Source organism: Paenibacillus sp. MAHUQ-45, assembly GCF_058133325.1.
This window is the reverse complement of the sequence record NZ_JBYUPV010000007.1, coordinates 208,713-231,501: the sequence shown is the minus strand read 5'-3', so window position 1 is coordinate 231,501 and position 22,789 is coordinate 208,713. Positions and strand designations below refer to the sequence as shown.

Genomic DNA, 22,789 nt, shown 5'->3' with positions numbered 1-22,789 from the left:
TAAGAGCGGTGGAATTATTAGGGGGAATCGTTTGGTCCGCGTTAGGGACTTCAGGTTACAAAGATTGGGCCCTGCCTACATCGATGGATTTTTGTATACCTGATAAGGCATATCATCGCGAGATGAATGCAAACATGGGTGGTACCACGGAAGATCAACCTTTCGTCCCTCACACGCTTAATTTGCGTGTGGGAGGCGGAAGGTTTTTTTGTTGTTAAAGAACGCCGCCCCTAACTAAAGTTGTTGTTAAATTGACGGTCCGTCATTTTTGAATACTGAACGTTAAACATCGAAGGAGGAAGACTGATGAGCGCGCAAATACCGAAATTGCGGTCGACAGATGAGTTACGTGAGAAATGGAAACAGCCGGAGATCATTACCGGATCGGAGATTCTGCTTCGCAGTCTTGTACTCGAAGGTGTTGATACCGTATTTGGATATCCTGGTGGTGCAGTATTGTACATCTACGACGCGCTGCACGGCTTTAAAGATTTCAATCACATCCTTACTCGTCACGAGCAAGGCGCCATCCACGCAGCGGACGGGTATGCTAGAGCAAGCGGCAAGCCTGGTGTCTGTATCGCCACCTCGGGACCAGGAGCAACTAACCTGGTAACAGGTATCGCGACCGCGTTTATGGACTCTGTACCATTGGTTGTCATTACAGGTAACGTATTCTCCAGCTTAATTGGTACGGATGCGTTCCAAGAGGCAGACATTACTGGTATTACAATGCCAATCACGAAGCACAGCTACCTGGTGCGTGATGTCGAGGATCTGCCACGTGTGATTCACGAAGCGTTCCATGTAGCCAATACAGGTCGTAAAGGTCCTGTCCTTATCGACATTCCGAAGGATGTATCGGCAGCGAAAACGCTGTTTACTCCAGTGCAGGGTGTCAACCTTCGTGGATATAACCCGCGAACTGTACCTAACAAGCTGCAGCTTGATAAGCTCGTGAAAGCTATCTCGGAAGCTGAGCGCCCAATTATCATTGCAGGTGGCGGAGTTATTTACTCCGGAGCGCATGAAGAGATGTTGGAATTTGTTAAACGTACTGAAATTCCAATCACGACGACATTGCTGGGCCTAGGTTGTTTCCCAAGCGGAGAAGACCTGTGGATGGGGATGCCGGGAATGCACGGCACCTACACTGCCAATAACGCCATCCAGCAGAGTGATCTGCTCATCAATATCGGTGCCCGGTTCGACGATCGTGTAACAGGAAAGCTGGACGGTTTCGCGCCAAAAGCCAAAATTGTACACATTGACATTGACCCGGCAGAGATCGGTAAGAACGTAACGCCTGACATTCCAATCGTAGGAGATGTGAAGACCGTTCTGGAAATGCTGAATCCAGAGGTAGGACGCGCAGTTAAGGCAGATGCCTGGAGAGCACAGATCGCTCAGTGGAAGCAGGAGAAGCCACTGCGCTATAATGATTCCGAGACGGAATTGAAGCCGCAATGGGTTATCGAGATGATCAACGACACCACTAAAGGTGAAGCGATTGTCACAACGGATGTTGGTCAACACCAAATGTGGGCGGCACAGTACTACAAGTTCAATCATCCACGCTCATGGATCACCTCCGGCGGTCTTGGAACGATGGGCTTCGGATTCCCGTCCGCGATCGGCGCGCAAATGGCGCACCCGGAACGTCTAGTCGTATCTATTAACGGAGACGGTGGTATGCAGATGTGTTCTCAGGAACTTGCAATTTGCGCCATTCACAATATTCCGGTCAAAATTGTAGTCATCAATAATGAGGTGCTCGGTATGGTTCGTCAGTGGCAGAACCTCATCTATGAGAAGCGTTACAGCTATACGGATCTGGCAGGCAGCCCGAACTTCGTCAAGCTGGCTGAAGCATATGGTGTGAAAGGCCTCCGGGCAACCAACAAGGAAGAAGCAAGAGCGGCATGGCAGGAAGCGATGGATACACCGGGTCCAGTATTGGTAGAATTCGTAGTTCCTAAGGACGAGAATGTCTATCCAATGGTTACCCAAGGCTCTACCATCGATCAAATGCTGATGGGGGATGAATAACAGTGATGAAACATACGATTGCTGTACTGGTGAATGACCAACCAGGCGTACTGCAGCGGGTATCTGGTTTGTTCGGGCGTCGGGGCTATAATATTGAGAGCATTACTGTGGGGCAGTCTGAAGAAGAAGGACTCTCCCGGATGGTTATCGTTACCTGGGGTGACGCTAGCACTTTGGAACAGATCGAGAAGCAGCTTTACAAGCTGATTGATGTCATCAAGGTTGTGGACCTCAGCTCCAAACCAATGGTAGCGAGAGAGCTTGCCTTGATCAAGGTGAAGGCAGAGCCATCGGAGCGCCCAGAAATCATGGGCGTGGTGGAGACTTTCCGGGCCGCTGTTGTTGATATTGGCAGCACTAGTCTCCTCGTACAGGTCGTGGGTGACACCGAGAAAATCGATGCCATGATTGAACTGCTCAAGCCTTACGGCATTAAAGAGCTATCGCGCACAGGAGTCACAGCCATGATTCGTGGCAACGCCTAAAGGCTGTATTTTACGGCTTTAGCGAATTACTGCTTGGTTGCTTTAACGAGATGTGATATAACGGTATAACGAGAATACGAAATAACGACATGCCCGCTAAAGAGCGGGGGCTTGAGGAGCAGCTTTGAGAGTCCTTCAGGCAGATGCTCTTGAAGCACCCGCTCTTTACGATGGGTCCAATTTAAAGGAGGATATTGACAATGGCAGTGACAGTTTACTATGAACAAGATGCAGAACTTAGCGTATTAAAAGGGAAGACAATTGCGGTAATCGGTTATGGTAGCCAAGGGCATGCCCAAGCACAAAACCTTCGTGATAGCGGTCTTCAAGTTGTCATCGGCCTGCGTGAAGGTAAATCCTTTGAAGCAGCTAAGAACGACGGTTTCGAAGTATTGCCAGTAGCGGAAGCAGTATCCCGTGCTGATGTCGTGCAAATTCTGATGCCAGACGAAACACAAGCATCCGTATATAAGAACGAAATTGAACCAAACCTTAAAAAAGGTGCAGCACTGATGTTCTCCCACGGCTTCAACGTACATTTTGGCCAAATCGTAGCACCTAAGGATGCAGACGTGCTGCTCGTAGCTCCTAAATCCCCAGGTCACATGGTTCGCCGTACTTATGTAGAAGGCTTCGGTGTTCCTGGCCTGATCGCAATCCATCAAGACGCTACCGGACAAGCGCAAGCTATCGGTCTGGCGTATGCAAAAGGTATCGGCTGTACTCGTGCAGGCGTTATCGAAACTTCCTTCCGTGAAGAAACTGAAACCGATCTGTTCGGTGAGCAAGCTGTACTTTGCGGCGGCGTATCCGCTCTGATCAAAGCCGGTTTTGAAACACTGACTGAAGCTGGTTATGCTCCTGAGATGGCTTACTTCGAGTGCTTGCATGAGTTGAAGCTGATCGTAGACCTGATCTATGAAGGAGGATTGGCTACAATGCGTGATTCCATCAGTAACACTGCTGAATACGGCGACTATGTAACAGGTCCTCGCGTTGTAACTGATGAAACTAAGAAAGCTATGAAGGCTGTTCTGAGCGATATCCAACAAGGTAAATTTGCTCGTGACTTCATCTTGGAGAACCAATCCGGCCGTGCGTTCCTGACTGCAACTCGCCGCAACGAAGCTGCTCATCCAATCGAAGTAGTAGGCGGACAATTGCGTGAAATGATGCACTGGATCAAGAAATAAGCACATATAAATAAGATAACTTTGAAGTCTATATGGTAATCCCCAGATGCGGCCGTCCACCAACGAGCCGCATTTGAGGGTTTTAGCCCAATTTTCAGGAGGTGCTCCGCATGCGGAAAATTTATGTGTTCGATACGACACTGCGCGATGGAGAGCAGTCGCCGGGTGTGAACCTGAACACGCTTGAAAAAGTGGAAATCGCTCATCAGCTTGAAAAGCTTGGGATTGACCGCATGGAAGCGGGCTTTCCAGCTGCCTCGCCGGGTGATCTGGCGGCAGTCAACGCGGTAGCCAGAGCCGTTAAGAATGCGACAGTGATCGGGTTGTCCCGCTCAAGAGAAGCAGATATTGACGCGGTAAAAGAAGCCTTGAAGGGTGCGCAGGACCCTTGCATCCACCTTTTCCTGGCAACCTCACCTATCCACCGGCAGCATAAGCTGCGGATGGAAAAGTCTCAGGTACTGGAGACTGCGCAGGCAGCGATTCGTTATGCGAAGAAGTATTTTCCCAAGCTGGAATTCTCACTTGAGGATGCTGGCCGTACCGAATATGATTTCCTCGTTGAAGTTGTGAGCATGGCGGTACGTGAAGGAGCGAATGTGGTTAATATTCCGGATACAGTCGGTTATTTGAACCCTTCGGAATACGGAGCGATCTTCAAATATTTGAAAGAAAATGTGCCTGATATCGAGCGGGTGCAGCTCAGCGCGCACTGCCATAATGATCTTGGCATGGCTACGGCCAATACTCTTGCAGCAATTCAGAATGGTGCAGACCAGATTGAAGGTACCATCAACGGTATCGGCGAACGCGCCGGGAATACGGCTATTGAAGAGGTCGCGCTTGCGTTGGAGACGCGGAGTGAATTTTTCGGAGCAAAGACTTCTCTCGTGCTGTCCGAGATCTCCCGTACCAGTCGCTTGGTCAGCAAACTGACCGGTATGGTTGTTCCAGGTAACAAAGCAATTGTGGGTGCGAATGCGTTCGCGCATGAATCAGGCATTCACCAGGACGGTATGCTGAAGGAGAAGACGACTTACGAGATTATGACGCCGGAGACCATTGGTCTCAAGGAAAGCAAGCTGGTGCTCGGCAAGCATTCCGGTCGCCACGCGTTCCGCGACAAGCTGAATGATCTTGGTTACGATCTGCCGGATGAAGAGTTGAACACTGCGTTTGGCAAGTTCAAAGATCTGGCGGATAAGAAGAAGGAAGTGTCCGACGAGGATATTTTGGCTCTGCTTGAAGAGAAGCTTGCGAAGACACCTGAAACCTTCCGCTTGCAGACGATTTATGTCACCTACGGTAATGAAGCCACACCAACAGCCAAGGTCGTTATCAATGGTCCTGAGGAGCAGCATATTACTGCTTCTGCTGAAGGTAACGGTTCCGTAGATGCGATCTACAATGCTATCGATTCGGCTACGGGAGAAGAAGTCACCTTGAGTGATTATTCTATTAAATCTGTCAGCCGGGGTAAAGATGCACAGGGTGAGGTTCATGTGGTGTTGACACAGGGCATAGTTGCGGCACAGGGCAGAGGTCTTAGCACCGATATTCTGGAAGCCAGCGCCCGGGCTTATCTGGATGCGCTTAACAAGCTGATCGAGAAGCGTAAGACCTATACGGAGCGCGACCGCGCTACATTATAAACTATATAAAGCGATTGCCTGACAGACCGTCCCGACAATAGAGATTATTCTATTGCCGGGGCGGTTTTTTTGTTGCTTTTGTCTCATTGAGCCCTCTTGTTTGTATTTTTAGTGACTAGTCTACGTTTTGTTCAGTTTTTGTTTAGACGTAATATTTAAAATGAGTTGATAGCTTGAGCTTTTCATGGCAAGGGCATCCAGGAAGAGTTGCGAAAGGAGGAGCGCCGGGAGAGAGACTCTCTCTAGCAAGGTAGCGTAATCCGGTAAGGGAATCTGGAACGAAAAGCTTCAACCTAGAAACCACATAGAAATGAAGAGAAAAGGAGGATATTGAAACAGATGTTCAAGAGGAGAGTTAGCGCATGGCTGATTGTGATCCTGCTTGTGACTCAATGGACTTCCGGCTTTGGCTTCAATGCACAGGCACATGCTGAAAGTTCCGCCATCAGTGAGAATCTGATTACTAGTGTTTCACTTGCGGTATACACGGATGATAGCTACTCGGAGACGGTAACTGGGAACGTGTATCAGCTCGATTCATACTCAGAATTGAAGTATACCTGGGAACTTCCAAACGGTCATAAGTACACCGACGGGTCTACGTATACCTTTGATCTTCCCAACCAGTTTGAATTGTATAATGACCTTGATGGCCCCCTGGATTTTGACGGTGTGACGGTGGGCACTTATTCAGTGAATAAGAATACGAACAAGGTCGTATTTACGTTCAATAGTTACATTGAAAGCCATGATAATGTAGGGGGGACATTTACTGTAAGGTCTCTGCTGAGCTCCAAGAAAATTACAGGCTCTACAAAGCAGACCTTGGTTTTCCCGATCAAGGGTGGTACACAAACCATTGAATTAAACTTGAAACCGAAGGGTAGCTCCACGGTGGAGAAGAAAGGAACGGCCAAGCCACAAGCTTACAATGCTACTAGCATCGATTGGACTATCGATGTGAACAAAGTACTGGATAGTGTTTATGGGGCTTCGGTAACGGATGCACTCCCCACAGGTCTGGATCTGGATCAGAATTCCATAACTGTTTACGAACTAAACGTGGACGTAGATGGTAAGGTAACTCAAGGCAGTCAGGTTGACAGTAGCAAGTTCACTACGAGAGATTCAAGCACGGGTGAATTGAAGCTGTCCTTTACAGACAGTCCGATTACAAAAGCTTACCGGATTGCGTTTAGCACGAATATTAACGCCGCCGGAAGCGATCTGACTAACTTTGTGAATAAGGGTATCTTTAGTGGTACCGGTGGATTTTCTAAAGAAAGCCAGGCGACTGTTACAGTAGGCCGCGGCAAACCTTTGGATAAAGTGACGACAGGATACGATAAGAATAATCAGATCATTAGCTGGGGGATTAACTTCAACTATAATGAGAAAACAATTCCTTCTGCTAAGGCAGTACTAGAAGATTATTTTAACAACTCGCATGATCTGATCGCTACTTCCTTGAAAGTATATCCAGTTACAATTGACAGTAACGGAAAGGCTACCAAGAGCAATACTCCACTGGATCCAAGCAAGTATACAATCACGTCTCTTACCGATACCGATAAGGGAACGAATGGCTTCAAGCTGCAATTTAATAACGATATCAGCTCTGCCTATCGGATTGAATACCAGACCAAAGCAAACGGCCGTGTATTCGATGATGGATCAGTTCAGAACAGTGTAACTTACAATGGAGAAACCAAGACAGTTCCACGAAATACGGAACAGGTTATTCTTCATAAAAGTTATAGCAATATTGATTATGCTAATAAGACACTGCAATGGACGATCAATATTAATGATGACAGCAAGAAAATGAATGATCTGGTTGTAACGGATACCTTCGGGAATGCCGGACTTAAACTGGATAGAAACTCGTTGAAAGTAACCACCAAAAGCGGAGCAGCACCATCAGTCTATGATGTTGTGTATAAGGAGACTACCCCTCCAGCTGCCACCGATGGTTTTATCATCACCTTTACACAGCCAGTAACTGAGCCGTATACCATTACTTACACCACAAACTTTAACTATGATTGGTTGGCCCAAGGGAAATATGATTTTCTTAATAAAGCCGGCATAGAATGGAAAGAAGATGGGGAGACGACTAAGCGGAGCAAGGATGCTACCTCCATCTTTAATCCGAGAGAAGAAGTGAAGAACAACGGTAAAAAGTTCGGCTCCTATAATGCAATTACCAAGAAAGTTACTTGGGGCATTGGCGCGAACTATAACAAAAAGACACTCGCCGCAGCTGTACTGGAAGATACTATTACTGCCGGCCAGAATGTCGATTTGGCATCCCTGAAGGTTTACAAATGGGAGTATGGCAAGAATGGTGATCCAACTCTTGGAACGACGCTGAAAATTAATGAGGATTACAAAGTTACCCTGGTCGGCAGTACGCTGAAGGTAGCCTTCCAAAAACCTATCGACTATGCGTTCTATGTGGAATTCGATACAACATTTACAGATCAAGCTATCGATGTAGATAAAGTAGATAACACGGCAAAACTTTTGAATGGTACCACAGCAGAGTCGCAAAATCTGAAAGCTTCCGTGAATATTCCGCAGGGTGGGGAATATGTAACCAAGAGTGGCGTGCAAGATGGTAACAAAATTAACTGGACCATCTATATTAATCGTAATCAGTCCTTTGTAAAAGAAGCTGAAATTAACGACGTACCGAGTGAAAACCAAATACTGTTGTCCAATACATTCAATCTGTTTAAAACAACAGTAGATGACAAGGGTAATGTTAAACCGACCAACATCAAACTGGTTGAAGGCACAGATTACAAATTGGTCATCTCTACAGACAACGACGGTAAGGAAAGTTTCAAACTTAGTTTCTTGAAGGATATCTCAGAGGCATATGTACTGGAATACCAATCGCTGATCGTAGCCAAAAATAATGACAAGGTCAGCAATAAGGTAAGCTTCAGTGGTAAAAACGTAAAGATAACTGTAAAGGATAAAAATGAGGAGATTACAGTAAAACTCTCTAGTGGATCCGGTACAGGTAGTGGCGTAAGAGGAGAACTGAAGCTCAAGAAGGTAGACAAGAACGATGGTACCAAGTTACTCAGTGGTGCAACATTTGATCTGTACCGTGTGGTAGATGCAGATAAAATATGGATTAAAGAAGGCACTACTGATACCGATGGGCTTCTTGTATTCACGAAGCTGCTTAGTGGTAAATACATTTTGATTGAGAAGGCAGCTCCTACCGGTTATGTGCTTGATGCAACACCGTATGAAGCAACTATCAACAGCACAACGACAGTAGACGTAACTGCAACCAACAAAACGGTTGCAACACCGACACCGTCGCCAACAGCAACACCGTCACCGACACCAACAGTAACACCGTCGCCGACACCGACAGCAACACCGTCGCCGACACCAACAGCAACACCGTCGCCGACAGCAACACCGTCGCCGACACCAACACCAACAGCGTCGCCGACACCGTCGCCGACAGCAACACCGTCGCCAACGCCGACAGCAACACCGTCGCCGACACCGACAGTAACACCGTCGCCGACACCAACAGCAACACCGAAACCAACGCCGACAGCAACACCGACACCGACGCCGACAGCAACACCGTCGCCGACACCAACAGCAACACCGAAACCAACGCCGACAGCAACACCGTCGCCGACACCAACAGCAACACCGTCGCCGACACCGACAGCAACACCGAAACCAACGCCGACAGCAACACCGTCGCCGACACCGACAGCAACACCGTCGCCAACGCCGGTAGCAACACCGACACCGACGCCAACTGTAGTACCGACAGCAACACCGACACCAACACCGGTAGCAACACCGACACCGACGCCAACGGTAGTGCCGACAGCAACACCGTCACCAACGCCAATAGCGACAGCTTCTGCTACGCCTGAGGCCAGTGCAACACCTACGGTAGCGCCGCCTACTGATGGACCGACAGCAACACCAGCACCAACATTGCCGCCGACATCGACATTTGAGCCGGTAGCAACACCTACTCCTGTACCAGGAGTTGTTGTGACACCAACGCCATCACCGTCACCGGGTGCTTCAGTAACGCCATCGTCCACTCCTTCGGCAACGCCGACAGTTGTACCAAGTGCAGGTCCAACAACAACACCTGCTCAACCGACAACTCCGGCAACACCAGCTATTCCGCAGGTGACACCGCCTGTGAAGCAGGAGACAACGACCGAAGAAGTACCAATTGAAGGTGAGATTCCACTTGGAGGTGTGCCAAGTATCGGTGATAAACCGACACACGGCAAGGTCACCCTGACGCCAAACGGCAAGTGGGTTTATACACCAGACCCAGGCTTTATCGGAAAAGACAAATTCACGATCATCGTGACCGATAAAGATGGAAATGAAGAAGAGGTCGTCATCGAAATTGATGTTGAGGAAGTACCAAAGGGAACGGTAACAGGAGAGCCAGATGGTAATAGTAAAGGCAAAGGTGGAAAACCTGCCGTATTGCCGAAGACTGGCGAAGACAGCCCGCTTCCAATCTACCTGGCTGGTGGATCTCTGATTATTCTCGGCTATGTACTCAGCAGAAGATTCAGAAGAGGCGGCAAACAGGAGTAGAGATAAGAGCGACACGAGATATTAAAAAGGTCTAGATAAAAGCAAGCCCATCTCCAGATTCAACGGAGATGGGCTTGCTTCTTTGTATAGGATGAGTTACGGGGCAATTCTTTTTCTCTACAACTGTTTCAGGTTGTGTAGCTTCCAGTCGGTATACCAGTGTTCAATATTGGACGGCAGTTCGGTGCTGAGATCATCCTTTAGCAGTTCTGTGAGCGCTTTGTATTGCTCCTCCACCGCAGAACGCTCCCCAATACTGTCATAGATCTTCATCAGGCCCAGGTGCCCTTGTTCAAAATAGGGTTGAAGCTGGACGATCCGTTGATAGACGGTTACAGCTTCAGGAATTCGTCCACTGCCAATGTAATATTCGGCGATCCCGATGGCATGATGTAACCAAATGGTCCGAAGCCGCTGTCGTTCGCTTTCCGCCCACAGATAGTCATAGTCCCCAAAATAATCTCCAGAATACAGATCGAACAATCGTTGATGATCATTGAAATTGCTATCCTCGATGGGATCAAGCGTTAGAATGCCGTTTTCCCACTGGGCAGAATCAATCAGCATCGTACCACTCTCCAGAGTGTAGCCCTCCCCGCCGCTGACATTGTTGATCTGCAGCTCTATGCCGGCCTGCTTCAAGCATTGTCTGACCTGATAGATCGTTGTATAGAGATGGGTTGAAGCTTTTTTTAAATTAAAGTCCGGCCACAGCATATCGATCAGCGTGTCTTTGCTAACAAAACGATTGCGGTTATGGAGCAGAAAAGCGAACAGTTCCTGTGCCTTGTTAGTCCGCCAGCGAATTGCGCTTAGATGAACGCCTCCCCGTTCAAAACGCAGGGTAGGAAAGCAGCGGACCATGAGTGTATCCGAGGAGACTACCTGCTTGGTCACTCGTTGTGTCCGTTCCTCTAGACGACTAATGGTTTTTAAAAGCCGGTCACGGATAACAGGTTTCAGTACATAGTCCAGCGCGTTGACTTCAAATGCTTCCAAGGCATAATTGTTATAAGCTGTCACAAATACAATATCAGCTTCCGGGGTATGCTCATGCATGATTTCTGCAGCTTGCAGGCCGTTCATCTCCGGCATATCAATATCCAGAAAAATAACGTCGGCTTTCCACTTTCCTGCTTCTCTGACCGCTTCTACAGGGTCCGTGTACGTGGCCGCTACATTCACTGTCCCCAGTTCCTTAAGCATATGCTCCAATTTCATCAAGGCCAGCCGCTCATCGTCCACTAGAATTGCCTGGATCATTACTATCCCACCACTCAGACTTAGTTTTTTCTTGCAAGACCGTACAAAACGTTCCTTCTCAATGTACAAATAAGCGCGCATAAGTTCAAGCTTTCGCTCAAAAAAATTCAGCATTCAGGAGGCTGAAGCTGATCTGGTATGCTTTATATACGGTTGCGAAACATTCAAGGGCGGTCATTACGACCAGAAAAAGCATCGTGCTCAGAATGATTTATCTCATAGCTATAATACAAAGGTTAATTCGACAAAGACGGCATCATTCCCTCTATAATAGTACTAAGCTGTTATATATATGATTGGAAATTGTTTGAACGCAAATTAAAAATGTGCGAAAAGTTTGCAGGGAAGTCGCGTTGCCGGGCGTCTAACTAAAAGAAGCAGGAGGAGGGGAGACAACTGGAAGAGGCGGAATGGATATCCGCTGTGCTGAGAGGCGAGCATCAAATGTTCGGACATTTGGTGGAACGCTATCAAGGCATGGTGTACAGAGTATGTATTAAGATTACAGGAGAAGCCGAATCCGCCAAGGATATGGCCCAGGAGGTCTTCATCAAGGCCTACAAAGCGCTCCCCTCCTTCCGGGGACAATCCTCCTTCTCCACCTGGCTGTACAGAATTGCCTACCGAACCTGTCTGGACTGGAAACGGGCTAACGACAGAGAGTGGCGGCATCGCAGTATGGCTGAGTACACAGAGAATGATTGGGTGACGTCGCAGACCCCAGAGCACGCAGCGCTTCGCAAAGAGGCCTCTGCTGAACTGGATGAGAATTTGAACAGCCTTGCAGAACCGTACCGGTCGGTTGTGCAGCTATACTATTTTCAGCGGCACTCTTATCAGGAAATAGCCGAACAGCGAGGCGTTTCCGTCAAAACAGTGGAATCGCAGCTGTATCGTGCCAGACAGATGATGCGCAAACAAGGGGAGGAATGGCGATGAATTGTGCAACAGTTAAAGAATGGATGCCGCATTATATAGACGGTCAGCTGTCTCCAGAGATGGAGCTGAGCATCAGGTTGCATATCGAGTCCTGTCCTGATTGTGCCCAGTGGCTGGAGGAAGCCAGGGAAATGTCGGTTTTGTGGATGGATATGGAAGTCCGGCTGCCGGATTTTGAGGAACCTATGGATTATCCCGATTTGAAAACAGATGTGATGGCTCATATTGAATCGCTGGAAGCCGGGCGAAGAGAGCGTATGGTTACAGGAACGCTGGCAAGACGACGGTTTGCGCCCAAAACTTCTTGGATGCACTATGGCCTTGCGGCCTGCCTGACGTTCCTGCTGCTCCAGCTCGGAGTCTTTGAGAATTTGGCTTACGGAATCACGGAGATTAATGGGCATGTGTCAACCTCAGTGAATTCATGGTTCAAAGCCAATAAATAACGCTTAATTTGAAATCGCAAAGATTAGCACATTACAAATTATGGGAGGATATTGTATGATTAGAAAGAGACGCTGGCTTACCTTTTTTCTGGCGATGATCCCAGGGGTGGGGCATCTTTATCTTGGATTCAAAAAGCAGGGTCTGCAGTTTATGATCGGAGCATCCATCTGCATCATCTGCATTCCGTCAGAGCCGATGATTTTTCCGTTCGCCTTGGCGGCACTGTGGTTCTATCAGTTGTTTGATGCGCTGCAAAAAGCGGCTTGGATGAAGATTGCAGCAGCAGAGCATGAACGGATGATGTTCCAGCCAGATGGCTTCGGCGCTCCGTGGACGCTGGATCTGCATTCAATGCCGGGATATCCGCAGGAAGACCTGAACCCGGCCTGGGTAGGGATTGGCTGTGTTGTTGGCGGCATTCTGCTACTTATGATTACAGCATTTCCAGGATTGTGGGATATTTTATCAGAGATCAATTTCGGCACAATTCTACTCTCACTGGTGCTGATTGGCTATGGGCTGAAACTGCTCAAGGGTAATTCAAGAGCCTAAGAAACGGGGAGTTATGTCAATGAGTAGATGGAAAATCGGAAGTTTCACCGCAGCGATCGGCTGTATCGCGGTTGGCGTTATTATTGCGTTGGCCCAGTACGGTATGTTGAGCTACGCTGCCTTGGGCTTTTTGTGGCCCGCTTTGCTGATCCTGTTCGGTCTGGAGATGCTGCTTAGACTCTTTTTTCGCTCAGATGTCAAAAGCCGTGTAAGCGGGTGGGCTATTGTTCTAATCATTCTTCTCATTGCTGCAAGTGGAGGTCAGTCGCTTTATGCTGGAGGCTCGCTGAGTGGAGTGTTCGGCAATAATCAGTTGGTGGAGATGAGCGGAACGGCAGAGGCGGGCTCTGAGATCAAGGCGGTCAGGATTGAGCTGCCGAATGGCAAAGTGAACGTAAAGGGAGAAGCTGAGAAGGCCAACGTTCAATATGAGGGGAGCCTGCTAATTCCCGGCGATTCAGAGAGTGAAGCGAAGAGTAATCTGGATAAGAAATGGGAGATCGAGGTCCAAGGGGATACACTGGTTCTGAGGCTAGCAGGCAACAATAACTGGCTTTCCAATATACAGTTCGGTTTCTATAACAAAGGTCCGCACCTGAATGTGAGTCTGCCCCAGAATCTGGCGGTCGAGGTCATCACCAGAGACGGTTCTGTTGAAGCCTCCGGGCTTCAGTCTGGTTTGTCGGTTGACACCTCCAATGGGGCGATGAACCTGCATGATATTGCCGGTGGCTTAACAGCCCATTCCAGTAACGGATCGATTACGGTGAAAAATATCCAGGGCGAGGTGGAGCTGTCCAGCTCTAACGGATCGATGACGCTTGATAAAGTCGATGGGGCCCTGACTGCCAAGAGCAGTAATGGCAAAATAACGGTTAACTCCGGGATAACCGGGGATTGGAGTCTGACAACGAGCAATGGTTCCGTGGTTCTCGGAATACCTGAGGCTACAGATGCCACTATCTCCGCGGACACCAGTAACAATTCACTCAAAGGCAATGTGAATTGGGACCGCAGAAACGATACCAGCGGTACGGCTAAAGTCGGCAAAGGTACTTATAAAATTACTATCTCAACTAGTAATGGCGGTATCACCGCTGATACGACAGAATAGCAGAGCAATGTTAAAGGGAGCTGTCTCTTCCGGTACAAGACCGGGGAAGAGACAGCTCCCTTTGTTGAAGATAGGTTTGCTTTATAGATACCGGACTAGCAATGTAGTCAGGTTCATCCTACCTTGCAATCTTACCAGGCGTAGGCTTTCGGTGCTTCTCCACCCGGGCCAGGGAAGATTTCGTCGAGACGTTTCAGTACGGACTCGTCCAGTACAATTTCCAGACTGCGCAGTGCGCTTTCGAACTGCTCCAGTGTACGCGGCCCAATGATCGGTGCGGTGACTGCTGGATTAGCCAGTAGCCAAGCCAATGCTATATTGTCTTGTGGCTCACCCAGTTCTTGGCTCAGCGCGGCAAATGCCTCAAGCTGGCTCTTGTACTGCTCTACGCGCTCCGTGTTACCACCGCTGCGGCTGCCTTCGATCTTCTTAAGCGCGTTGCGGCCCAGCAGACCTCCGTCGAGTGGGCTCCAAGGGATGATGCCAAGGCCGAGACTTTGTGAGGCTGGCAGCACCTCAAGCTCCGGCAGGCGGCAGGTGAGGCTGTATTTGTGCTGCTCGGAGACAAGTCCCAGGAATCCGCGGGCCTTAGCTTCTTGCTGAGCAACAGCGATGTCCCAGCCAGCAAAGTTGCTGGAGCCGACATAGTCGATTTTACCTTGGCTCACGGCCAGCTCAAAGGCACCCCACAGCTCGTCCCAGGACACACTGCGATCCACATGGTGCATCTGATACAGCTCGATGTGATCGGTCTGAAGACGCTTCAGGGAACCTTCCAGATGGCGGCGGATTTTGTAGGCGGAAAGACCAGCTTCATCATTGGGGCCGTCCAGCTTGTCGCTCATGGAGCCATAAGCTTTGGTCGCGAGAACAACTTTCTCCCGGCGTCCGCCACCCTGCTTGAACCAACGACCGATAATGGTCTCTGTCAGGCCGGAATTCTCACCCCAACCATAAATGTTAGCGGTATCAAAAAAATTGACCCCTGCATCCAGCGCGGCGTCCATAATCCGAAATGCTTCTTTTTCATCCGTAGATGGGCCAAAATTCATCGTTCCCAGACAGAGGCGGCTAACCTGCATGCCTGATTTACCAAGCTTAGCGTATTGCACGGTGCAATCACTCCTTCAATGAATTTGAAATAGGGCGAAACCGGTTGCTTTTTCTTTTACTTATTAATTGTAACCAACTTTTAAGGCAAGAGCAAATGCATAAGGGAATATTTGTGCATGAACTAATTTATACCCATGGGGCTGTGCAACTAACAATAATGAAGCTCATATACAAATTGTTACAGATCTAGTACAGTCATGATATTCATAGAAATTTATATTTCTAAGGGGGAGTTGGAATGTCGAGCACATCGGGAGGATGGTTCTTATTGGATGGACTTAGTATATTCGGTATATTGTTATGGTTGGCTTCGCTTGGAATGGGTCTGTATGCCTTTGTACTCTTTGTGAAGCTTGCCCGCAGAGGTATAACAGCACTTGATCTGTACATTTATGACAAGACGATTGGAAGTAACCGACCGAGGAATGACGACGGACTGTGAGGGCAGAGATAACCCAAGATGTAAAGCAGCAATCCAGGCGTAAATCTCTCCATTTGAAAAGAGTATCCCTATAGGCTGTGCCTATAACCTCAATAGAATTTATATCTTTGTTGTTTATAGCCCATTGTGATACAACAATATAAAGAAGAACTATGTCTGCTTGAATGCAGACCACTTGAGGAGTGACTGAAATGAGCGAGGTTAAGAAAATTGCGGTAATCGCAGGGGATGGAATCGGACCTGAGGTTGTGGCTGAAGCGGAAAAAGTATTGAAGGTAACAGAAGAAGTGTTCGGCTACAAGTTTGAAACAGAGCATGCGCTGTTCGGAGGCATTGCCATTGACGAGAGAGGCACACCACTTCCAGAAGATACGCTGGAGATCTGTCGCAGTGCAGATGCTGTATTGCTGGGTGCTGTAGGCGGACCGAAGTGGGATAACAACCCTAAAGAGCTGCGTCCGGAAACAGGTCTGCTGGGTATTCGCAAAGCGCTAGGACTGTTCTCCAACTTGCGTCCTGCTAACGTCTTTGATTGTCTGAAAGATGCCTCTACATTGAAACCGGAAGTGCTGGAAGGCACAGACCTTATGGTCGTGCGCGAGCTGACAGGCGGCATTTACTTCGGGGACAAGCTTCGTCGTCAAGGTGAGCATGGCGAAGAAGCAGTGGATACTTGCGTATACAATGTTACAGAAGTTGAGCGTATCGTGCGCCAAGCGTTCGAAATTGCCGGCAAACGCCGCAAGAAGCTGGCCAGTGTAGATAAAGCCAACGTGCTTGAGACTTCCCGCCTGTGGCGTGAGGTAGTGAACAGAGTGGCTCCTGAGTACCCGGACATTGAGCTCGAGCACGTACTGGTGGATAACTGTGCGATGCAGCTCCTGCGTCGTCCATCGAGCTTCGACGTTATCGTTACCGAGAACATGTTCGGAGATATCCTTAGTGATGAAGCAGCAATGCTGACAGGTTCCATCGGAATGTTGGCTTCCGCCTCCATGGGAGAAGGCAGCTACGGCCTCTACGAGCCGGTACACGGCTCCGCGCCTGATATTGCAGGCCAAGGTCTTGCCAATCCAATCGCGACCATTCTGTCCCTGGGCTTGATGTTCCGTTTGACCTTCGGTTATGAAGATGCAGCAGATGCCATTGAAGCGGCAGTAGCGGAAGTACTGGATGCAGGTCACCGTACAAGCGACATTGCTGTAGATAAGAGCCAAGCGATCAGCACCACGCAGATGGGTGACCTGATTGCGGCTGCTATCCGCAAAGCCTAAAGGAACGTTACCGCCTTCTCTCTGAGCTCTGATAATTCCGGTACCATGTACTGAAACGTCACAGAAAATTGCTTATTTATAATTATTATAAAAAAATAATGACTGTAATATTGACTTTGATTTTGTGCGATGATACCATTTGGTATGTAGCAACAAGACAGTAACTGTCCATCAAAATTCAAGAAAGACATCAGCTTCTTGATTTTCTTCGGAAATCATGCAGACTATTGTTTTTCTTACATAATCAAGGGAGGAATAAGCAATGGCAGAACGTTTGGTAGGTAAACCGGCTCCGGATTTCACTTTGGAGACTGTATCGGGTGATGGTAAGGATTTCGGAAAGGTTAGCTTGTCCGATTACCGTGGTAAATGGCTTGTATTCTTCTTTTATCCACTAGATTTCACATTTGTATGCCCAACTGAGATCACAGCTCTTAGCGATGCTGCAGCTCAATTTGCGGCGCTTGACACTGAAATTCTGGGTGCCAGCACAGACTCGATCCACAGCCACAAAGCATGGATCAACACACCTAAGGATTCCAATGGCCTTGGCCAATTGAACTTCCCGCTTGCCGCTGACCTTACGAAGAAGGTTGCTAGAGACTACGGCATCCTGATCGAAGAAGAAGGTATCGCTCTGCGCGGTTTGTTCATCATCGATCCAGAAGGCGAACTGAAATATCAAGTCGTTAACCACAATGATGTAGGCCGTAGCGTAGAAGAAACGCTTCGTGTGCTTCAAGCACTGCAATCCGGCGGATTGTGCGCAATGAACTGGAAACCAGGCGACAAGAACTTGTAATCCGTTCATTCAGCATTGTGATCTTTGATAGCTAACAAGGACCTCCTTGCGGGATTTTCCCGACAAGGGGGTTTTTTGCTCCCGATCGCTTGTCTTTTTATAAAAAACCGATTGAAATTGGGCATTAAGGCTAAATATATAGCTTCAAGGAGAGGAATCTCCGGCATGAAAGCGAAATACAATACAATAATACGTGATTTATAAATTTCTGAACATCCAAGGAGGGTGAACAATCATGAGCTTTTGCTGTGGAGCGAGTATGGTAGGAACAACGGGAACCCTAAAACATTATCGCACGCAAGTCCATAATGTTCCCCTGCTTTTTTGCCCGGTGTGCCACCGGGTTGAGGTACATTATAAGGTTGAGAACGAGTATGAGATCCTGGCTGAATATGCGCATGGCGATGGCGTAACTGATGTGGATTTCCAGGATTACGTCATGGAGGACGATGAATCGGTCTTCGAGAATGTCATCAATGTCGAGAGTGAGGACCCTTTGGCGATCGTCCGCAGCCAAATTGACATGGCGCTCGACTTGCTGGCTGTTGCTAAGCAGATTCAGGATGACAAGTGGGAACGTGAACTGAAGAAGAGATTGGCTGTCATGAGCCAAAGGCGTCACCGTCTTCAGCAAAAGGCATAAGCCAACACATACTGATATTCTATGAGAAAAGAGCCTCTGCTGGTGCAGAGGTTTTCTTTTTGTTTTGTCAAAAATCGCTTTGTAAATCGTTATTTATGTAAAATCAGGAACGTATGTCCCCTTTAATTCTGCTGCTTCGGGACTAAATTTATCTAGATTGAAAAAAATACTATGTCTTATGTATCATTTTATGAATATTTTTACCATTCGACAGTTTCTCTGATTGCGTTGTCTTCTCCACTTGGATATGATTGGAATATAGTTGAAACGGTTGGATAACAATGAACGATTACCGAATGTTCTGGCGTCTTCGTCATATACTCAAATACATAGTCATTTGATGTCGTTGAGCGCTTCGTCATTTGCAGTAGAAGGGGGAACTTCGTATCGTGATAAGCCAATTTCAAGAAAGCTTGCATTTAACGGCAAGAACGTTTCAATCTGCAATGTTGGATACGACGTTTGAAGATGTTCTGGAGCACATTGACAGCGGGATTATGCTTTTTGACGAAGAGGGAGTTCTTAGCTTTGTGAATAAGCAAATGTACGGGATGCTAGACCTGCCACGCAGTTCGTTGGTTGGATGCACGATGTCTCACCTGCTGGCCCATGTTCAGCTAAGCCGTTTCAAGAAGAGGCTTGTACTCCGCATATACCGTGAGACCGTCTACAAGGGGAAGTCGAGTTATGAATATATTGATGAATTCGGCCGTTATTGGAGAGTCACCCTGTCCTCGGGGGAACAACTGAAAGGCTCTTATCTCTTTACGGTGAAGGAAATCTCCGATTACAAGCTGATCGAGCAAACCGCCTACCAAAATGACAATCTCGCTATGTTAGGCAAGCTGTCCGCGTCCATCGCTCATGAAATCCGCAATCCCCTGACCGCAATCCGCGGCTTTATCCAATTGCTCCGTCCACACCTGCACCAACTTGGCAAAGAAGAGTATGCCAGAATTATACTGGCCGAAATAGACCGGGCGAACGATATTATACATGAATTTCTGACCTCCTCCAAACCCTCTGTACCTCAAGTCGGAATAATCTCAGTGTCAGCATTGCTTAAAGAGGTTGTGCTTTTGACAGAGAGCGAAGCGCTAATGAAGGGCTGCCAGATCAATCTGCATCAACTTCAAAACGACCTGATCATATCTGTAGACGTCAAGCAGGTGAAGCAGGTGGTGCTGAATATGATAAGAAATGCAATGGAAGCGATTACAGACCGGATAGACAGTGATATGGGTAAAATCGAGATCGGCGCACGGAGAGAAGGTGCGGAGGTCCGCATTTTTATTTCCGACAACGGTAAGGGTATGGATATCCTCACCTTGGACAGGTTGTTCAGCCCCTTCTTTACCACTAAGGAGAATGGGACGGGTCTGGGATTGTCAGTCAGTGATCGGATTATCAAAAATCACGGAGGATGCATTTCTGTCAGCAGCCGGTTGAATGAGGGTACACAGTTTGTCATTTCGCTGCCTCTGATTCAATAGACCTCGATAAGATCAGTTGCTTCAATTATTAGTCCCATAGCGCGAAGAGACAGGTTGATACTTTGTCAGGTCGAGAGTAGAGATCTCCCGTCCTGCAGGAGATCAACCTGTTCTGTGTTACAATGAACGCTTAGACTTCTGGGAAGGACAGATGGAGGGATTACAATGAATATTGAATGGAGCAGTGGAAGACTGGGTGATTCCGTACAGGCTGATGCCCTTGTGCTGATGATCGCGGAGTCGGAAGCTCAGCATGGCGGCATATCTGCAGAATGGGATAGACGATTACACGGTTTGAACAAGGCAGGATTGTTTGAGGGTAAGCTGAACCAGACTTACGCACTGCCGCTGGAAGATCATCCGGCTTGTTCTTTAGCTATTTTGACCGGAATAGGATCCGGTTCTCTGGATAAATCAGGCTTGCGACTATGGGCGGCTCAGCTTGTCCGAACAGCGCTCAAATTGAAGGTGCAGCGAGTAATCATACAATTGCCGCAGGACTTCGCTCTGAGAACAGCAGGGTTGTCAGACATGGAGGCCGCGCATGCGCTAAGCGAGGGCTTTATACTAGGGGCTTACCGCCGGAAGCATTACAAGCTGGATCAGCCCCAGTTCGGTATAGATCATCTTTTGATCCATCAGGAGGGTGCGATAGAAGAGGAAAGAGCGGCTAGATGGAGAGCTGGACTTGAGCGGGGGCAAGCCTTTGGCGAGGGTACGAATCTGGCACGTGACCTGACGAATACACCGGGCAATCTGTTGGTTCCGTCAGATCTGGCCGTTGCCGCCGTTGCCGTAGCAGAGCGATACGGCTTTCCGGCAGAGGTTCTGGATGAGCAGGAAATCGAAAGAAAGGGCATGGGTGGACTGATCGCCGTGGGCAAAGGCAGCGTCAATCCACCGCGGATGATCGTGATCCGTTATCAGGGTACAGACGAGTGGGAGAATGTCACCGGGCTGGTCGGTAAAGGCATCACCTTTGACACAGGAGGAATATCCTTGAAAAGGGCCCCTGGTATGGAGGACATGATCAGCGATATGGGCGGTGCCGCTGCGGTACTGGGTGTCATGGAGGCGCTGGGGCGTCTGCGGCCGCGCATCAATGTAGTGATGGCCATTCCTTCAGCGGAAAATATGCCGGCAGGAAATGCGTTCAAGCCCGGCGATATCGTTACATCCTACAGCGGGAGGACCATCGAAATACTCAATACAGATGCCGAAGGACGGATTGTGCTAGCAGACGCGCTCACCTACATTAGGGAATGGGGTGCGGAGCGTATTGTGGATGTGGCAACTCTAACCGGGGCTGTAGTGTCTATGCTTGGTGATATTGCGACTGGGGCTGTCACGAACAATGAAGCCCTGTTGGAAGAGATTATAGCGGCAAGTGACAGTGTCTGTGAAAAGATATGGCAGCTGCCGGCATATCCCGAATTCCGGGATATGCTCAAGAGCGAGGTAGCGGATATCCGCGGCAGTGCCGGAAGATATGGCGGCGCAACGACCGCCGGATTGTTTATCGGTACCTTTGCCGAAGGATTGCCCTGGGTACATCTTGATATTGCCGGAACGGCGTTCCTATCAAGGGAACGTGGACTCAATCCCAAGGGGGCGTCCGGCGTAATGGTCCGTACGCTGCTGGAATGGCTGCTCAGTCAGGCTGGAGGATTATTGGAGGAAGTATGAAGAAATTAGACTGGATTAAAGTAATTTTAGTAGCATCACTTTTCGGGAATGTTACCTTATTTATGAATCATAAACGTGCGGACAGCAGACAAGAATTGAGAAATGAATTATTGAATGCTCATATTTACCGCAACCTGTCACAATTAGAAGCAACTATACTGTATCAACAAGAGAATAACTGGAACAATGAAGCTCTTATTACTCAAAAACTAGAGGATGCGATGGATTCGATAATCTTACATATGGGCATGGAAACAGATGAGGATAAGGAAGATATCCTTTGGAAGCTACATGATTACATGAACAGTTTCAAGGCAGGTGACGGAGCTTTAGCTGTCAGCCTAAACGATAAGCAACGCGACGATTACATTTATTTAGGTGAGAAGCTGCGGTCCAGCGGGTGGACGTTTAATGCGGGCTATGATACAAGTTGGAGCATGTTTGCTTCAAAAGTAAAGGAGCTCATTGAGGAGTCATAAAATATGTTAGTTGAATGAACAAAAAAGGCAGTGCCTCCCGATTCGTGGGGAAAGCACTGTCTTTTATCTCTTCTTGAAGGTCCATCCAGAATCAATTGCCGCGTCGTGAAGTAATTTGCTCGGCAAAGGATTGAATGCCATTCATCACTTTGTCTCGGGTCTTTTTATCCCGCAACAGATATACAGCTCCCAACGCCGCGGTGGTCAATAACGTCTTTTTAGCACCCATTGTGTGCACCTCCTCGGTCTAGTCTGCAGTCTGTACATAACACAAACATACCCGTGACCGAAGAGAATTAAACCAAGATATTAATGGAAACCAGATTCCAAGAGGGGTTAGCGTTTGCCCTTGACGCTTCCGCCGCTGCAGGAGAGCGGGGAGTCGAGGGAAGCTGCAGAACAGGTCTTGCCTTTGTCACAACCGGCGCAAGCGCCTTGTTTTCCCTTCTGTACATGACGGTAAATCATCCAGCCTGAGTAGCCGAATACAAGCCCAATGATGATAACGTTGATCATGTTTCCTCCCCGCTTTCTACCGCTGACTGC

Annotated in this window: 20 protein-coding genes; 16 read left to right on the top strand and 4 right to left on the bottom strand. The window is 48.3% G+C overall.

Annotated elements, in window-relative coordinates:
• The first annotated feature begins 306 nt into the window (after positions 1–306).
• From ilvB to AC3Y23_RS16875, 5 genes are all read left to right on the top strand, one after another.
• A complete protein-coding gene (gene ilvB, locus AC3Y23_RS16895; protein WP_379200959.1) occupies positions 307–2,049 on the top strand; it encodes a biosynthetic-type acetolactate synthase large subunit in 1,743 nt (580 codons plus the stop codon).
• 5 nt (positions 2,050–2,054) lie between these two features.
• Positions 2,055–2,534, top strand: a complete 480-nt coding sequence (gene ilvN, locus AC3Y23_RS16890) for an acetolactate synthase small subunit (protein WP_175370017.1) — start codon at positions 2,055–2,057, stop codon at positions 2,532–2,534.
• A 200-nt stretch (positions 2,535–2,734) separates the two neighbouring features.
• Positions 2,735–3,727 carry a ketol-acid reductoisomerase gene (gene ilvC, locus AC3Y23_RS16885; RefSeq protein WP_379200957.1) on the top strand — a complete coding sequence of 331 codons (993 nt, stop codon included), beginning with the start codon at positions 2,735–2,737 and terminating at the stop codon, positions 3,725–3,727.
• Between the two features lie 110 nt (positions 3,728–3,837).
• Positions 3,838–5,379 carry a 2-isopropylmalate synthase gene (locus AC3Y23_RS16880; RefSeq protein WP_379200955.1) on the top strand — a complete coding sequence of 514 codons (1,542 nt, stop codon included), beginning with the start codon at positions 3,838–3,840 and terminating at the stop codon, positions 5,377–5,379.
• Positions 5,380–5,718: 339 nt separating this feature from the next.
• Complete coding sequence (locus AC3Y23_RS16875) at positions 5,719–9,996, top strand: collagen binding domain-containing protein (protein ID WP_379200952.1); 4,278 nt, start codon at positions 5,719–5,721, stop codon at positions 9,994–9,996.
• A 117-nt stretch (positions 9,997–10,113) separates the two neighbouring features.
• On the opposite strand, the gene AC3Y23_RS16870 is transcribed toward AC3Y23_RS16875, so the two are convergent.
• Entirely contained in the window at positions 10,114–11,259 is a 1,146-nt protein-coding gene (locus AC3Y23_RS16870) for a response regulator (RefSeq protein WP_379200950.1), read from the bottom strand.
• A 396-nt stretch (positions 11,260–11,655) separates the two neighbouring features.
• On the opposite strand from AC3Y23_RS16870, the gene AC3Y23_RS16865 reads away from it, so the two are divergent.
• The 4 genes from AC3Y23_RS16865 to AC3Y23_RS16850 are packed head-to-tail and all read left to right on the top strand — an operon-like array spanning position 11,656 to position 14,311.
• Positions 11,656–12,198 (top strand): RNA polymerase sigma factor, encoded by a 543-nt coding sequence (locus AC3Y23_RS16865; RefSeq protein ID WP_379201249.1) that lies wholly within the window; start codon positions 11,656–11,658, stop codon positions 12,196–12,198.
• Positions 12,195–12,644 (top strand): anti-sigma factor family protein, encoded by a 450-nt coding sequence (locus tag AC3Y23_RS16860; RefSeq protein WP_379200948.1) that lies wholly within the window; start codon positions 12,195–12,197, stop codon positions 12,642–12,644. Before AC3Y23_RS16865 ends, AC3Y23_RS16860 begins: the two co-directional genes overlap by 4 nt.
• A gap of 55 nt (positions 12,645–12,699) precedes the next feature.
• Positions 12,700–13,197: a hypothetical protein gene (locus tag AC3Y23_RS16855; RefSeq protein ID WP_379200946.1), complete on the top strand. Its 498-nt coding sequence runs from the start codon at positions 12,700–12,702 to the stop codon at positions 13,195–13,197.
• A gap of 19 nt (positions 13,198–13,216) precedes the next feature.
• The gene (locus AC3Y23_RS16850) at positions 13,217–14,311 is read left to right on the top strand and encodes a LiaF transmembrane domain-containing protein (RefSeq protein WP_379200944.1); all 1,095 of its coding nucleotides are present in this window, start codon (positions 13,217–13,219) and stop codon (positions 14,309–14,311) included.
• A 131-nt stretch (positions 14,312–14,442) separates the two neighbouring features.
• On the opposite strand, the gene AC3Y23_RS16845 is transcribed toward AC3Y23_RS16850, so the two are convergent.
• Entirely contained in the window at positions 14,443–15,423 is a 981-nt protein-coding gene (locus AC3Y23_RS16845) for an aldo/keto reductase (RefSeq protein WP_379200942.1), read from the bottom strand.
• A 239-nt stretch (positions 15,424–15,662) separates the two neighbouring features.
• On the opposite strand from AC3Y23_RS16845, the gene AC3Y23_RS16840 reads away from it, so the two are divergent.
• From AC3Y23_RS16840 to AC3Y23_RS16810, 7 genes are all read left to right on the top strand, one after another.
• The gene (locus AC3Y23_RS16840) at positions 15,663–15,866 is read left to right on the top strand and encodes a hypothetical protein (RefSeq protein WP_379200940.1); all 204 of its coding nucleotides are present in this window, start codon (positions 15,663–15,665) and stop codon (positions 15,864–15,866) included.
• A gap of 191 nt (positions 15,867–16,057) precedes the next feature.
• On the top strand, positions 16,058–17,140 hold the full coding sequence (gene leuB / locus AC3Y23_RS16835) for a 3-isopropylmalate dehydrogenase (protein ID WP_379200938.1): 1,083 nt from the start codon (positions 16,058–16,060) through the stop codon (positions 17,138–17,140).
• A 262-nt stretch (positions 17,141–17,402) separates the two neighbouring features.
• Positions 17,403–17,942, top strand: a complete 540-nt coding sequence (locus AC3Y23_RS16830) for a peroxiredoxin (RefSeq protein ID WP_379200936.1) — start codon at positions 17,403–17,405, stop codon at positions 17,940–17,942.
• 235 nt (positions 17,943–18,177) lie between these two features.
• Positions 18,178–18,585 carry a hypothetical protein gene (locus AC3Y23_RS16825; protein WP_379200934.1) on the top strand — a complete coding sequence of 136 codons (408 nt, stop codon included), beginning with the start codon at positions 18,178–18,180 and terminating at the stop codon, positions 18,583–18,585.
• A 389-nt stretch (positions 18,586–18,974) separates the two neighbouring features.
• Entirely contained in the window at positions 18,975–20,078 is a 1,104-nt protein-coding gene (locus AC3Y23_RS16820) for an ATP-binding protein (RefSeq protein WP_379200932.1), read from the top strand.
• Positions 20,079–20,243: 165 nt separating this feature from the next.
• Positions 20,244–21,764, top strand: a complete 1,521-nt coding sequence (locus AC3Y23_RS16815) for a leucyl aminopeptidase (RefSeq protein ID WP_379200930.1) — start codon at positions 20,244–20,246, stop codon at positions 21,762–21,764.
• Complete coding sequence (locus tag AC3Y23_RS16810; protein WP_379200928.1) at positions 21,761–22,243, top strand: hypothetical protein; 483 nt, start codon at positions 21,761–21,763, stop codon at positions 22,241–22,243. Before AC3Y23_RS16815 ends, AC3Y23_RS16810 begins: the two co-directional genes overlap by 4 nt.
• A 91-nt stretch (positions 22,244–22,334) precedes the next feature.
• Here the strand turns inward: AC3Y23_RS16810 and AC3Y23_RS16805 are convergent, their stop codons facing one another.
• Together AC3Y23_RS16805 and AC3Y23_RS16800 are read right to left on the bottom strand one after the other, a co-directional pair.
• Entirely contained in the window at positions 22,335–22,472 is a 138-nt protein-coding gene (locus AC3Y23_RS16805) for a hypothetical protein (protein WP_379200926.1), read from the bottom strand.
• A 107-nt stretch (positions 22,473–22,579) separates the two neighbouring features.
• The gene (locus AC3Y23_RS16800) at positions 22,580–22,759 is read right to left on the bottom strand and encodes a FeoB-associated Cys-rich membrane protein (protein WP_379200924.1); all 180 of its coding nucleotides are present in this window, start codon (positions 22,757–22,759) and stop codon (positions 22,580–22,582) included.
• Positions 22,760–22,789 lie beyond the last annotated feature (30 nt).